This is a genomic window from Tatumella sp. JGM94 (assembly GCF_018257595.1).
In the GTDB taxonomy this organism is placed as follows: Bacteria; Pseudomonadota; Gammaproteobacteria; order Enterobacterales; family Enterobacteriaceae; genus Tatumella; species Tatumella punctata.
Genome location: NZ_JAERJN010000004.1, coordinates 180,808 through 195,756 on the forward strand (window position 1 = coordinate 180,808; position 14,949 = coordinate 195,756).

General features: G+C 54.4%; 9 protein-coding genes. All 9 read right to left on the minus strand.

Annotated elements, in window-relative coordinates:
- Positions 1-71 precede the first annotated feature (71 nt).
- A complete protein-coding gene (locus tag JK216_RS04805; RefSeq protein ID WP_249212992.1) occupies positions 72-4,208 on the minus strand; it encodes a bifunctional nitrate reductase/sulfite reductase flavoprotein subunit alpha in 4,137 nt (1,378 codons plus the stop codon).
- On the minus strand, positions 4,208-5,041 hold the full coding sequence (gene cobA, locus JK216_RS04810; RefSeq protein ID WP_212711404.1) for a uroporphyrinogen-III C-methyltransferase: 834 nt from the start codon (positions 5,039-5,041) through the stop codon (positions 4,208-4,210). Before cobA ends, JK216_RS04805 begins: the two co-directional genes overlap by 1 nt.
- Before the next feature lie 27 nt (positions 5,042-5,068).
- Positions 5,069-8,017, minus strand: a complete 2,949-nt coding sequence (nirB, locus tag JK216_RS04815; protein ID WP_343877286.1) for a nitrite reductase large subunit NirB — start codon at positions 8,015-8,017, stop codon at positions 5,069-5,071.
- 17 nt (positions 8,018-8,034) lie between these two features.
- Complete coding sequence (locus JK216_RS04820; protein WP_212709199.1) at positions 8,035-8,829, minus strand: ABC transporter ATP-binding protein; 795 nt, start codon at positions 8,827-8,829, stop codon at positions 8,035-8,037.
- A 10-nt stretch (positions 8,830-8,839) separates the two neighbouring features.
- Positions 8,840-9,691, minus strand: coding sequence for a nitrate ABC transporter permease (ntrB, locus tag JK216_RS04825; protein WP_249213371.1), 852 nt, complete (start codon positions 9,689-9,691; stop codon positions 8,840-8,842).
- Positions 9,691-10,962, minus strand: a complete 1,272-nt coding sequence (locus tag JK216_RS04830) for a CmpA/NrtA family ABC transporter substrate-binding protein (RefSeq protein WP_212709197.1) — start codon at positions 10,960-10,962, stop codon at positions 9,691-9,693. Before JK216_RS04830 ends, ntrB begins: the two co-directional genes overlap by 1 nt.
- A 353-nt stretch (positions 10,963-11,315) precedes the next feature.
- On the minus strand, positions 11,316-12,593 hold the full coding sequence (locus JK216_RS04835) for a nitrate regulatory protein (RefSeq protein WP_212711405.1): 1,278 nt from the start codon (positions 12,591-12,593) through the stop codon (positions 11,316-11,318).
- Positions 12,594-12,702: 109 nt separating this feature from the next.
- Positions 12,703-13,233: a phospholipase D family protein gene (locus tag JK216_RS04840; protein ID WP_212711406.1), complete on the minus strand. Its 531-nt coding sequence runs from the start codon at positions 13,231-13,233 to the stop codon at positions 12,703-12,705.
- A 266-nt stretch (positions 13,234-13,499) separates the two neighbouring features.
- The gene (gene kch, locus JK216_RS04845; protein ID WP_212709194.1) at positions 13,500-14,690 is read right to left on the minus strand and encodes a voltage-gated potassium channel protein; all 1,191 of its coding nucleotides are present in this window, start codon (positions 14,688-14,690) and stop codon (positions 13,500-13,502) included.
- Positions 14,691-14,949: the final 259 nt, after the last annotated feature.

Consider the following 14,949-nt stretch of genomic DNA (forward strand, 5'->3'; position numbering starts at 1 on the left):
ATAAGCATATGCTTTATTTTGCTTATTAATGCCGGATTTTTCGGCCGAAAAACCATCGCGGTCTGCGAGACTCAGTAAATATCCCGCAAGTAACGCTGCTGGCGGGCGAGGCCTGACAGCCACTGTTCCGCCTGCTGACTGTTCATCCGGCCGTGTTCCCGGATAATTTGCAGTAACGTCTGATGTACCTCTTTTGCCATTCTGTCCGCATCACCACAAACACAGAGCGTTGCCCCTGCAGACAGCCATTGCCAGAGCTGTTTTCCCTGTTCCAGCATCCGGTGCTGAACATATATTTTCTGCGGCTGATCACGGGAAAATGCTGTATCCAGCCGGTGAAGGTACCCTGCCCGGCGGAAGCCTTCCAGTTCTCTGTGATAATAAAACTCGCTCCCGGCGTGCTGCTCGCCAAAAAATAACCAGTTTTCTCCGGTGGCACATGTTGCCTGCCGGTGTTGTAAAAAAGCGCGGAACGGCGCAATTCCTGTCCCCGGGCCAATCATAATTAACGCTGTTGCCCCCTCTGCAGGAGGCCGGAAAGCAGCGGACTTTCTGACAAATACCGGAATCTCCCGGCCGATAGCACTGTCTGCCAGAAATGCCGAACAGAGACCATCACCGGCGCCGTCACTGCCCTGACGTACTACCGAAACGGTGAGGTGAATTTCGTCCGGGGTGAGTAACGGGCTCGATGATATAGAGTACATTCTTGGCCGCATCGGCCGGAGATGCTGAATAAACGTCTCTGCATCCAGCCGGGCCGGGAAGGCCTGTAGCAGTTCAGGGACCCGGTACTGTTGCTGCCAGTCGTTACTGTCAGCATTCAGTAACTGACGCAGCTGTGGCGGGAATGCTCCGCTGACCGCATGCTCACCGATATATTCGGCCAGCTCGCGGCTGACTACCGACAGGTCAGTATAGTCAGACAATGCCGCCTGCAAGCACACCGATTGCTGAGAAGGTAAAACTACCTTCTGTTGTGGATCCAACTGTAACGCTGACAGTATAGCCATCACCCGACGGGGGGCATTCTGTGGCCAGACGCCGAGGGAATCCCCTGGCTGATAAGGCATATCAGCCCCGTCAACCGACAGAATAATTTGCCGGGTTTCTTTTTGCGATCCCGGACCACTCAGTAACCGGTTACCCGTCAGCAGCGCACGGCAGGGATTATCACGATGATACTTTTCAGTCACCACCGCGGGGGCATGTAACGCGCCGCTGAGACCACTGACCGCGGGCTGTGTGACGGGTGTTTCCCCCCGACCTAACAGAGGCTGTAGCTGTGCCAGCCACTGGCGGGCAGGCAGAAAATCATCAGCATCACATTCATGACGCTCTTTCAGACGGGTAGCCCCCAGCGCTGACAAACGGGCATCCAGCTGACGACCAAAACCACAGAACCGGAGATAACTGCTGTCCCCCAGCGCCAGTACCGAAAAACTGACCGCAGACAGTGAGGGCGCAGAGTCGGCAGATAATGCCTGCCAGAACGAGACACCACTGTCCGGCGGATCACCGTCCCCAAAGGTACTGACCACCAGCAGAATGTTGCCGCCGCTCGCCAGCTGTGCTGGCGTCACCTCAGCAAGACAATCACAACGCACTGTTATTCCTGCCTGCTGCAACTGCTGTTCACACTGTGTCGCCAGCGCGCCGGCATTGCCGGTCGTGGAACTCCACAAGATCCATACCTGTGCCGACGGCTCACTGGCGGGGACAGTCAGCCCTGCAGGCAACGGGCTGCGGGCATATAATCCGGCCAGCATGCCGTCAATCCATAACCGGGAATGGTCACTCAGGGGGGCGGCCACGGGTAATACCGGTACCCCGCTGCGGGTATCGGGCGGGCTGAGGCGCAGACCGCTGAGAAACCCCTGCAGATACTGATGTTCTTCCCTGCTTAACGCTGCTGATAACGGGGACCCGGCCGCCAGCTGGCCGGCAAACAGGTCCGCCGCCGTAGTTGTCTCTGTCATAACAGTCTCCGCGACCGGCTCAGGGCTGACCTGCCGGGCATCTGCACTCTGGCCGGTAACGACCGGGGTTAACGAAACTGCACAATATTTCAGTGCCGGCTGGAGCGATACGGGATCAACTGCATCACTGGTCAGGGAATTCACCGACAGCTTTTCACCAAAAACATCTCCCCAGTGGAACGGGGCAAAACAGCTGCCCGGCAGTACCCGATCACTGATCTGTGCCGGTAAAATAGCCAGACCACGCCGCGAGCGAATTTCCACCGGTTGTTGTGGCTGAATAGTTAACCGCTTAGCATCCTGCGGATGAAGCTCGATAAAAGGAGCCGGATTCAGGCGGTTAAGTTCCGGGATCCGCCCGGTTTTGGTAAGCGTATGCCACTGATGCTGTAAACGTCCCGTATTCAGAATAAACGGAAACTGGTCATCAGGCATCTCAGCCGGTTCAGACTCGCGGCAGCAATGAAATATGGCTCGCCCGTCGGGAGCTGGGAAGATAATCTCCGCGGCCTTATGCCCGCGGGAAGCTTCCTGCTGCTGCAGATAGCGCAGCGGATGACGGGATTGCGTATCCCCCGGTGATGATGGCCACTGAACCGGCCCCTCTTTCAGCCGCGGATAGCTGATACCTCGCAGATCATAGCCGGTAGCCGGATTATTAAACTTCTGAATTTCAAGGAATACGTCTTCTGCTGATGCGTAATCAAAATCGTTGCGGAAGCCCATTTCACAGGCCACCCGTGCAATAATCTGCCAGTCCGCCAGTACATCTCCCGGCGGGGTGACGGCGGGTTGCATCAGGGTCAGATTACGCTCTGAGTTTACCATGACGCCTTCCGCTTCGGCCCACAGTGCGCCGGGGAGTAAAATATCCGCATAACGATTGGTTTCTGTCTCAAGAAAAGCATCCTGGGTGATCACCAGCTCTGCCTGTTCCAGCCCGCGGATTACCTGCTGCCGGTTCGCCATACTGGCGGCAGGATTGGTACAGATAATCCAGCAGGCTTTAATACTGCCAGCTGCCATCTGCTCAAACATATCAACGGTCCCGTGACCGCCATCGGTCGGCAGCGTCCCGGCAGCCAGCCCCCAGACAGATTCCGTAAACCGGCGGTCGTCTGCCACCAGCAATGACCGCTGGCCCGGCAACCCGCTTCCCATATACCCCATTTCCCGGCCCCCCATCGCATTAGGCTGGCCGGTCAGAGAAAATGGCCCGCACCCCGGGCGACACAGGGTTCCGGTTGCCAGGTGCAGATTACATAATGCACTGGTATTCATGGTCCCCTGCACACTCTGGTTCAGCCCCATCGTCCAGCAACTCATCCAGGCGGATGACTCTGCCAGCCAGCGGGCTGCCAGCAAAATATCCTGTTGTGCCAGTCCGGTAGCCGCGGCGACGGTTTCCGGGGGATAATCTGCCAGAAAGTCCGGCATCTGCTCCCAGCCTCTGGTATAGCGGGCAATAAACTCAGCATCGGTTTTGCCCTGACTGACCAGCAGTTGTAACAACCCGTTCAGTAATACCAGGTCGCTGCCGGGCTTCAGTTGCAGAAACAGACTGGCTTTCTCCGCTGTTGCTGTTCGCCGGGTATCTACCACAATCAGCTTCGCCCCGGCGTTGACCCGCGCCATCATCCGCAGGAAAAGGATCGGGTGACAGTCCGCCATATTGGCTCCGATCACCAGAAAAAGCTCTGCGTGTTCAAAATCCTGGTAAGACCCCGGCGGGCCGTCTGCCCCGAGTGACTGTTTATAACCACTGCCTGCACTGGCCATACATAATCGTGAATTTGACTCGATAAAGGGCGTGGTAATAAATCCTTTCGCCAGCTTATTTGCCAGATACTGGGCTTCGAGGGACATCTGTCCGGACACATACATCGCCACGGCCCCGGGGCCGTGGCGGGCAATAATGGCTTTCAGACGCCGTGCCGTTTCGCTGATAGCCACCGTTATTTCCGTCTGTACCGGATCCTGCTGCCGATCGGTGCGCAGAAACGCCTGTGTCAGCCGGCCCGCAGCATTCAGTGCTGCGGCACAAGTCAGGCCTTTGGTACATAATTTTCCCTGGTTCGCCGGATGTTGTTTATCGCCGCTGACACGGATCACCCGGTTATCTTCAACCTGCATCACAATGCCGCAGCCAACCCCGCAATAAGGGCAGACACTTTTTACCTGTTTAACTTCCGCATCCATCGTTATCTGCTCCGCCAGTCCTGCGACCATCAGGCCGCGACATGATTAACCACATTGCTGTCCAGCTCCGGCGAAGTAACCCGCAATGCAGGGGCCCGGCAATACGCCACGACTTTACCGACGATCAATACCCCCGGCGGCTGCGGCTGATAACGTGCCAACAGCGCCGGTAATGTCTGTACTGTTCCGATCAGCAGCCGCTGCTCCGGTAACGTCCCTTTTTCTATAATGGCCAGCGGCATATCACCCGCCAGTCCCAGAGCCATAAGACGCTGACAAAGGGCGATACTGTGGCCCAGCCCCATATAGAACACCAGTGTCTGACCCGACGAAGCCAGCGAGATATCCTCACAGAGTTCATCCCCGCACCGGGTATGTGCGGTAATCAAGCGCAGTGACTGTGCACAGTCGCGGTGAGTTAATGGTAAGCCGACAGCCGCCGCACAACCGGTCGCCGCCGTAATTCCGGGGATAATATGGCAGGGGATCCCCGCCTGTTGCAGGGCTTCAAGCTCCTCGCCACCGCGACCAAAAATAAAAGGATCTCCGCCTTTCAGCCGGATAACCCGCTGGCCGGCACAGGCCAGTTCACCAAGTAACTGGTTAATCTGCGGCTGGGAAAGGCGATGATTACCGCGTGATTTCCCGACATCAATACAGCGTACCGTGGCGGGGACCAGGGCCATAATATCTGCCGATACCAGCCGGTCATGCACCACAACATCCGCCTGCCGGATCACCCGTAAGGCTTTCAGCGTCAGCAGTTCAGCATCTCCGGGGCCGGCACCCACCAGCCAGACTTCTCCCGGAATAACCGGCTGGCCGGAGGGGGCCAGCGGCAGGTACAGATTTGTATTTATCATCAGAAAATATCTCCGCGCTAAGGTCCCTCAGGACTGCGTCTCTATTGCCGGAGGCTCAGACACAACCATCGGCTGACAATTGACACAGATAGCCCCGTTTTCCAGCCGCACCGGCCAGCAACGCACACTGACCGAACTGTCATCGGGACTGACACCATCCGTCAGGCGCAGACGCTTTTTATACAGGGGAGAGATCACCAGAGCCGTGCCGTCTTCGTCACCAACTAACCCGCGCGCCAGCACATTGGCACCACTGCCGGGTTCCTGATTATCCAGGGCGTAGACCACCGGCTGGTCATCCCCCAGGCGAAATAATGCTATTTGCTGATCTCCCAGCCGGGCAGCAATTCCGGTATTAACTGGTATATCAGACAGTTGACCGACAGTTACCCATTCATTCACCGGTAAACTGCGGGAGACGGGACGCTCTTTCTCTTCCGCCAGCGCCGGACGAATTTGCCCGCGATCCGGCACCATGACCACGCCTTCATCCGGCTGATGACTGTTAATAAACGGACGGAATAACTGCATATACTGCGGATTGTTGAGCGTAGTTTTCCATTCACACTGGTAGGCTGATACCACCCGCTGCATTTCACTGTCCAGAGTTTCTCCCAGCCCCAGACTGTCCTGCAAAATGACCTCTCTCAGGTAGCTAATCCCCCCGTCAAGGTTATCCAGCCAGTTACTGGTACGCTGTAAACGATCGGCAGTACGGATATAAAACATCAGTACCCTGTCGATAATTCGAATTAACTCCCCGGTTTCCAGGTCCGATGCCAGCAGATCCGCATGACGGGGTTTCATACCGCCATTCCCGCAGACATACAGATTCCAGCCTTTATCGGTAGCAATCACACCAATATCTTTGCCCTGAGCCTCCGCACACTCACGGGTGCATCCTGATACTGCCATTTTAATTTTATGCGGAGAGCGCAGCCCCTTATAACGTTCTTCCAGGCGGATAGCTAAACGGGTCGAATCCTGTACACCGTAACGGCACCAGGTGGATCCGACACAGGATTTAACTGTACGCAGAGATTTACCGTAGGCATGCCCCGTCTCAAAACCGGCGTCCAGTAATTCACGCCAGATATCCGGTAACTGTTCCAGCCGCGCACCGAATAAATCGACCCGCTGTCCGCCGGTGATCTTGGTGTACAGGTTGTAGCGCTGAGCGACCTGACCCAGGGTAATCAGCCCTTGTGGCGTAATTTCACCGGCCGGTATCCGTGGAACCACGGAGTATGTGCCGTCTTTCTGGATATTGCCGAAGAAGCGATCATTTGTGTCCTGCAATGCCAGATGATCCGCTGACAACAAATAATCGTTCCAGCAGGATGCCAGGATTGATGCGACCAGCGGTTTGCAAATTTCACAGCCCTGTCCCCGCCCGAACTGACGGCGTAATTGATCAAATGAGCGCAGGTTATTTACCCTGACCAGGTGATAAAGCTCCTGACGTGAGAACGCAAAATGACTGCAGATATCTTTTTTAACTTCAACGCCTAGTGCTGTCAGTTCATGTTCCATCACCTGTTTCAGCAGAGGGACACAACCGCCGCAACCTGTGCCGGCCTTAGTACAGGCTTTCAGGCTGCTGAGATCACCGCATCCGCCGATAACGGCAGCAGAGATATCCCCTTTAGTGACATTATGGCAGGAACAAATTTGTGCGGTTTCCGGTAACAGGGCAACGCCCGGTCCGCCACAGCTTTCTCCCGTTGTCGCCGGTAAAATCAGACTTTCAGGATGATCGGGCAGGGCTATTCCATTGAGCATCCGTTGTAATAACTGACTGTAATCGCTACTGTCGCCGACCAGCACTGCCCCGAGCAGGGATGCTCCGTCCGCGGAGACGACTATTTTTTTATAAATCTGTGCCGGGCCGTCGGTCCACTGGTAGCTCTGGCTGCCGGCAGTGCTCCCGTGAGCATCACCAAGGGAGGCAACATCAACCCCCAGTAACTTCAGTTTGGTACTCATATCTGCCCCGCTAAACGGGGTGTCGATCATAGCTAAACGGTCTGCCAGGCATCGCGCCATCTGATAACCGGGGGCGACCAGCCCGAATATTGTCCCCTGCCAGAGGGCACATTCCCCTATCGCCGACACCGACGGATCTGAGGTCTGACAGTAATCATTAATAATGATGCCGCCACGTGGTCCTTTCTGCAGCCCGGCAAGGGTCGCCAGTTCATCCCGTGGGCGAATTCCCGCCGAAAACAGTACCAGATCAGTTTCCAGTTCACTGCCATCAGCAAAGCTCAGGCGGTGCCGGGCGTGTGTGCCATCGGTAATACTGAGTGTCTGCATGGAGGTATGTACCCGGACGCCAAGTGCAGTAATTTTTTGCTGCAACATTTTTGCGCCATCATCATCCAGTTGTACGGCCATCAGCCGCGGAGAAAACTCCACTACATGCGTTTCCAGTCCGGCCTGTAATAAGGCATTTGCGGCTTCCAGCCCCAGTAATCCGCCACCGATTACCACTCCGCAGCGGGCGTCAGCGGCCTGCTGTGCTATTGCATCAAGATCATCCAGAGTCCGGTAGACCAGGCATCCCGGCCGCTGATGGCCAGTTATCGGCGGGACAAAGGCATAGGATCCGGTTGCCAGTACCAGCTGGCTATAGGCCTGCCGGTGCCCTTGTGAGTCCGTCACAATACGTGCCAGAGGATCGATACCGGTCACCTGACAGTGGCTGCGTAACTCGATACCGGTTTCCGCAAAAAAACCGTCTTTTACCAGCGATAATGATTCGGCACTACGGCCGGTAAAGTACTCCGTCAGATGCACCCGATCATACGCCGGATATTGTTCTTCACCGAACACCACTATCTGATACTGTTTATGCAACCCGCGCTCTGCCAGCTGTTCCAGAAAATAGTGTCCCACCATGCCATGTCCGATAACGACCAGTACCGGCTTACTCATATTGCTACTCTCCCGCAGCCACTGGCTGCTGTTATCCACGGACGCCCTGCCCCGGCTCAGGCAGCTTTGGGTTGTTTTTCATACAGGAATTGCAACACCTGCTGACGGTACTGCTGATAGCGGGGGTCATTCGCCAGAGAAACCCGTGAACGGGGACGTTCCAGCGCAACAGTCATCACTTCCCCGACTCTCGCCGCAGGCCCGTTAGTCATCATCAATACCCTGTCAGAAAGCAGGACCGCTTCATCAACATCATGGGTAATCAGTACAATGGTGGTCTGCAGCTGCTGCCGGATATCCATTACCGCATCCTGTAAATGGGCCCGGGTCAGGGCATCCAGCGCACCGAAAGGTTCATCCATCAGCAGCACCGACGGTTTCATCGCCAGCGCCCGGGCAATACCTATCCGTTGCTTCATGCCGCCGGATATTTCATCCGGCCGTTTAGCGGCAGCGTGCTCCATATGGACTAACCGCAGGTTATGCATGATCCAGTCTTTCATTTCCCCTTTACTCATTTGTCGGCGAAAAACCTGACTGACAGCCAGAGCTACGTTTTCGTAGCTGGTCAGCCACGGGAGTAATGAATGGTTCTGAAATACCACCGCACGCTCAGGTCCCGGCCCGTCGATCTCCCGGTTATTACAGAGCAGTCCGCCGCGGGTGGGAAATGTCAGTCCGGCAATCAGGTTCAGTAAGGTCGACTTTCCGCAGCCGGAGTGACCTATCAGGCTGATACACTCACCGGCCGCGATATCAAAACTGACATTGTCCAGCGCCAGAAAGTCTCCGCTGGCGGTAGAAAATTGCTGACTGACTTGCTGCACCTGGATAATCGGGTTGGCAGGCATGATGGTCTCCTTAACGTTTTTCATAGCTAAAACAACGTGCAAGCCACATCAGTAGCTGCTCAAGTAACAGCCCGACCAGCCCGATAACAAAGATGGCGATAATGATGTGCTCAACATTCAGGTTGTTCCATTCGTTCCAGATCCAGAAACCGATACCCATCCCGCCGGTCAGCATTTCGGCTGCTACAATCACCAGCCAGGCAATACCAATAGACAGGCGCATCCCGGTCAGGATGTCGGGTAATACGGCCGGAAATACGATTTTGCGGATCACCGTAAGCTCAGACAGGCGTAATACCCTGGCTACATTCAGGTAATCATCAGGAATGCGCCGTACCCCGTCAGCAGTGTTGAGGATCATTGGCCACACGGAGCAGATAAAAATAGTCCAATAGGATGCCGGGTCCGATCGCTGAAAAATCAGCAAGCCGATCGGTAACCAGGCCAGCGGGCTGACCGGACGTAATAACGAAATCACCGGATTCAGCATATCGGCAATAAACCGGAAACGGCCTGTCAGAAAGCCGACCGGTATTCCGACCAGTGCAGCCAGGCCAAAACCGATCGCCACGCGCTGTAACGATGCCAGCACGTTCCAGCCAATACCCTGGTCATTCGGCCCGGCGATATAAAACGGGTGGGCAAAGACCGGTATTGCTGACTGCCAGGTCTGGGCAGGGGTCGGAAAACCATGACTGTTCAGAGCAACGATTTGCCAGCCAGCCAGTAATAACAGCAGGCCCAGAGTCCCGGCAAAGACTCGCCGCAAAATACGCCGCAGTAACAGCGCCGGCCGCCGCAAAGACCTTACCGCAGGAACCGGCGCAACTGCCGCCGGAGTGATTTCAGACTGTTGTGCCATCATGACCTCGCGGGTTGTTGAATACTGAAACTGTTGAGATAACCGACCGGATCGCTGCCATCCCAGCGTTTACCATCCATCAGTACGCTGCTGCGCATATCACTGCCCGGTAACGGGATATTGCCGACTGCGGCGGCGGCTTGTTTATAGATATCGATACGATTGATCTGTCGTGCGACCGCCTGGTAATCCGGGTCGGTTTTCAGTAATCCCCAGCGCCGGTGCTGGGTCAGAAACCACATGGCATCGGACAACCAGGGAAAACTGACTTCACCATCATGGTAGAAACGCATGCCATGGGTATCCTGCCACTGCTGCCCCAGCCCGTTTTCATAGCGGCCGAGCATGCGACCGGTAATGATGCTGGCATCTGTATTGATAAACGCACGCCCGGCGATGATTTGTGCCGTTTCACGCCGGTTAGCCTCACTGGCATCTATCCAGCGGGCAGCCTCCAGTACCGCCGCAGTTAGTGCCCGGGCACTGGCCGGGTGTGCCGTGACCCAGTCGCCGCAGGTGCCGAGAACCTTCTCCGGATGGTCCGGCCAGATCTGCTGCGAGGTAGCCAGCGTGAAACCGGTATTTTCGTTAATCGCCCGCTGATTCCAGGGTTCACCCACACAGCAACCCTGCATATTGCCGATTTTCATATTGACCACCATCTGCGGCGGGGGTACCACCAGGCTACGGACTTGCTGTAACGGGTGGATACCCGCGGTGGCCAGCCAGTAATACAGCCACATAGCATGGGTCCCGGTCGGAAAGGTCTGAGCAAAGGTATAAGTACCGGGAGGATTGGCAGAAATATGCTGTTGCAGTGCAGACAGGCTGGTAATACCCGCATCACGCAACTGATTCGACAGAGTAATTGCCTGACCATTCTGGTTGATGGTCATCAGACAGGCCATTGGCGTTTGTGGCCCGGCGACCCCCATATGTAAGCCGCAGAGTTCACCGTACAGAATATGGGCGGCATCCAGTTCGCCGGACAGCAGTTTATCCCGCACTGTTGCCCAGCTGGCCTGTTTCTCCGGCACAATCCGGATACCGTATTTTTTATCGAAGCCCTTCGCGGCAGCGATCACTACCGATGCACAATCGGTCAGAGGAATAAAACCGACCTTCAGTGTTTTCAGTTCCGGTGCATCAGAACCGGCCGCCCATACGCTATTCATCAGCCCGGGTAATACCAGACTGCCTGTCAGCGCTGCAGTGCCCTGTAAAAATGTGCGGCGGGAAAGTGCCGGGGCTTTTTTTGGCTGATGGCTCATTCACCCAGTCCTTCTGTATCCGGTCAGTGGCAAAAAAAAACGCCCATCGCCGCGTATTTTATTACGCAGTGATGGACGCCATTATCCGTACTCAGTGCCCTTAACCGCCGTTGGTCAGGAGACTGAGCTATCTATTTTCATCTGTAATAAAGCAAGCGGCATGCCAGACCGGGATTATCTGTCGGCTGACCGGGCAGAGACAGGGAATAAACCGTTTGTTTTATTAGGGAAAATGATTTTTTTCGGCCAGAAAAAGAGATTGCTGAGGTTAAACATCAGTCACTGACTGTGGCCGGGGAAGGTGATCTGCACCAGAGGTGATCGATACACGCACCTTTTATGTGCATACAGACTCACGACCGGTCAGCAAAAACACCGGCAACGGATAGCAGCGCAGTAGCTATCTCTGCGATCTTTTTATTCTGATCCATCGCCATCTGACGCAGGGTTTTGTAGGCATCATCTTCCGACAACTGCCGGTGCTGCATCAGTAATTTTTTTGCACTATCAACTGTCTTACGTTGCTGTAATGCTTCACGCAGCCCTGACAGCTCCTGATTCTGGGCATCAAGCCGTCGGGATTGCTGACCTAACAGGGATAACAGGGACTGCCCCAGCCGTGGCTGAAGGCCCTCTCCCGGCAGCCAGCCGCTGACCTGCTGCCCGTCCCCCATAAATACGGAAAACCCGCTGTCGCTGTCCGTGAGGGCGTTTTTCAGAGTATCGATATCGGCCTGCTGGCGCTGACAGGCCTGCTCCGCGGCACCAATGCGCTCACGACATAACTGCATCAGGCTGCGCTGTAAGTTATCTTCCTGCCGTTTCATATCATCAATGCGCCGGGTTGCCAGCCGGAACCAGTACTGGCTCGCATCATGATCACTGACCGACCGCCGGGTACAGGCGACACGCCGTAACCGTTCAAACTCACTGTCGGTAGCCATCTGCAGCCACTGCTGGCGGTTTAGCGGATCGCTGAACTCAGTAAAAGTCGCAAAATGTTGTTCCTGGCGCTCAATCAAATCAATGATCTTTCCCGCCAGGCGCTGATGATCTGTTTGCGGGGTATGCTGGCTGAAAATACGAGCCCCAATAGCACGTTCCTGTCCCGCCAGCTCTTTGCCCTGCATAAAACTGAATAACGCAATTAATGCCTGCGAGATTACGGGATCTGCCGGGGTATCTGAAACAGTAAAGACCAGTGACAATAAATGCCGGATAGCGTCATTAAATCCCTCTGCCGCATTTACCAGCGGGATTGCTCTGACAGTGACTTGCTGGCGGGTGTCCTGTAATACTCCCAGCGCATAGATAACCCTCGCCGCACTGCTAAATAACCGGCTGGCCTGTGGCTGCGAGGGATCCGGTATCTGTGTATTCTCCAGAAACTGTATAACATCCTGTTGTGAACCGAGCGCATCCTGTTCTCTGTCACGTAATTCTGTTGCTGCCTGCGGTCCCTCACTGCACAGATACAGATGCACGGCTCCCCGCTCCCGTTGCAGATGATGGATTAATATACTGACTTTACCGACCAACTCGCCGCTGCCCAGCAAATAGCGCAGGCTGTTAAGTTCGCACTGCCGGGAGGCCTGCAAAAATCGAAGGGTCGCGGGTAAGTAGTCGGTCATCACAGGTCCTCAGCAAAAGCATCATTTATGCAAACTGCACGCCAGATTCCACGCAGAAAAAGATTCCGGCTCCGCCGGAACAGGAGCCGGATAGGGTAATGTTCAGAGATTAGTACGCTGACTGGTAATCCTGCCCGTAATCCCAGCGCACCTGCCAGTGTTTCAGGTAAGCCTGCGCCAGGGAAGGAGAGTTATGGATCACCACTACATTTTCTGAGTTACGTTTTTCGGCGCTGGCCGTATAGTTAAAAGAGCCGGTTTCGACCGTCTGATCATCAACAATCAGCGTTTTGTCATGCTGTATCGGATAATGGCGGTCTGTCCGCAAGGGGATACCGTTATTGACGATAAAATTCATCGCCGCAAGACTGGCTTTCCCTTTGTTGCCCTTTTCATCGACCACTATTTTAATGTCCACCCCGCGTTTGCTGGCATTTGCCAATGCCTGCATAATATCCGGGGCCGTAAACGAATAAGCCAGCATACGAATACTGCTATGGGCCGAATTGATGGTTTCCAGCACCAGTGTTCGGGCTGTGCCTTCGGGAGAAAATCCCGCTTCAATCTGCGGCTCTGCAGCCATGGTCAGCCAGGGGGAACCCAGTAACAGGGCTGTCAGTAAATAACCGGTTTTTTTCATTTGTACATCCATTCATACTTAATCATGCTTCAGCACGACAACAGCGCGGCCTGTGGCCGTGTGCCCTTGAATTAGCTTCTGCCAGAGGTGATTACTCAGGTAAAAGGCAGCGCACCCTGACACAGATACCGGCAATAAAAAATCCGCATCCTCTGAAAAAGGCACTGCGGATTCTGATTAACCGGGTCAGTAACTGGCAGAGTGTAAGCGGCGGTTTATGCCTGTCCTGCAGGGGGCATTACGGGGAACCCCGGACGGTGGCTGGCTCAGGGAGATTTATGGCCATCCGGAGACTGAGCGCTATTAAAAAATATATTGATATTCATTTTATTGTCCATGGTATCGCCATTCAGTGTTCTGACCAGAATCTCACTGCCCAGTTGCTGTAATGACAACACGCCGTCAGGACGAACCCGTTTTATTTTATTCATATTCTGGCTTTCATTGACCAGCGCAATAGTTTTGGTGTCTTCACCACCCACTTCTTTGGCCGCCAGTACCACAAAGGCGTTGTCTGCATCATTATCCATCAGGGCAACAATATATTTTGCTTTGGAGGCACCCGCCTGCTCCAGTGTCGCGACAGCAGAGGGATCGCCTTCAATCACATCCGTGGTGGCCGGAAACTGTGTTTTATTTCCCGGATAGCAGACAACGGTGACAACACCTCCGGCATCGGTCAGCCCCTGACTGACGCTCTGTGCCAGCGCCGAAGATCCGGTAACGATATAATGATTTTTACGTACCACGTGAGAAAACCGCCCTTTGAGAATACGTTGAATATTATGGCTAATCAGCGAACCGGCAACGGATGCAACTGACGCGGCGAAAATAGTGATACCAAAGATAATGACCGTCAGCGTAAACATACGTGCCATGGTGGTATGGGGAATAATATCGCCAAAACCGACCGTCGACATACAGACCATAACAAAATAAAACGCGGTCGGAAGATCTTTCACCGGCGGAGTAAACTGGTCACCCAGATATAAGGTGCCCAGCATGCCGTAAACAATCAGCGATAATATACTGACCACCGCGAAAATACTGGTACTGCCGAGGCTGTGCTTATCAAAATGGCGCCAGTACACAATCAGGCCGCCAATAGTGAACATGGCATACACAACCTGGCTATGGTTGGTTTTCAGAATAAAAGCATTCGTCAGTACAATGCAAAACAGTAACAGCAATGAACTGAACCAGGCGATACGGGTACGCATTAACAGAGTAAAGGCCATACAAAACAGGACCAGGCCTATCATAAATCTGGGGATATCCATGGTTTCCAGGAAGCTCAGCGTCTCCTGCCATGAATGAAAATCCCTGAATTTTTCCGGTGCATTCAGCAACACCCGCTCAAGGATAGGGCTGAGCATCAGATACCCGTTATGCGCCACCATCAGTGCCAGACAATAAACAGCAATCATCGGGCTTTTCAGAATTTTAATAATCTTCATCTGCTCCCCGGGCCTGTCCGGTTAAAAGTCGTCGGGTACCGTATTCCGCTACCACAGAACACAAAAATTTATCTAATCAATACCAGACTACGGAGAATCTCAGGAACTGCAATGTAAAAAACGTTCTCAGATATGTGGGTGTTCCGTACCGGGGGGCGGTAAGTGTCAAGGTAGTTGTCATTCCCGGTTAATTTAAGCCGCCTGTTTTTCCCGTTCCGGGTTCAACGTTACCGGACCTTCCGGCTGCCAGTTTCTCGTT

What these genes read in the sequence shown, in the direction of transcription:
- JK216_RS04835 (WP_212711405.1), bottom strand. Translation starts at nt 12,593, where the DNA reads ATGACCGACTACTTACCCGCGACCCTTCGATTTTTGCAGGCCTCCCGG.
- cobA (WP_212711404.1), bottom strand. Translation starts at nt 5,041, where the DNA reads ATGATAAATACAAATCTGTACCTGCCGCTGGCCCCCTCCGGCCAGCCG.
- ntrB (WP_249213371.1), bottom strand. Translation starts at nt 9,691, where the DNA reads ATGGCACAACAGTCTGAAATCACTCCGGCGGCAGTTGCGCCGGTTCCT.
- kch (WP_212709194.1), bottom strand. Translation starts at nt 14,690, where the DNA reads ATGAAGATTATTAAAATTCTGAAAAGCCCGATGATTGCTGTTTATTGT.
- JK216_RS04840 (WP_212711406.1), bottom strand. Translation starts at nt 13,233, where the DNA reads ATGAAAAAAACCGGTTATTTACTGACAGCCCTGTTACTGGGTTCCCCC.
- JK216_RS04830 (WP_212709197.1), bottom strand. Translation starts at nt 10,962, where the DNA reads ATGAGCCATCAGCCAAAAAAAGCCCCGGCACTTTCCCGCCGCACATTT.
- JK216_RS04820 (WP_212709199.1), bottom strand. Translation starts at nt 8,829, where the DNA reads ATGCCTGCCAACCCGATTATCCAGGTGCAGCAAGTCAGTCAGCAATTT.
- JK216_RS04805 (WP_249212992.1), bottom strand. Translation starts at nt 4,208, where the DNA reads ATGGTCGCAGGACTGGCGGAGCAGATAACGATGGATGCGGAAGTTAAA.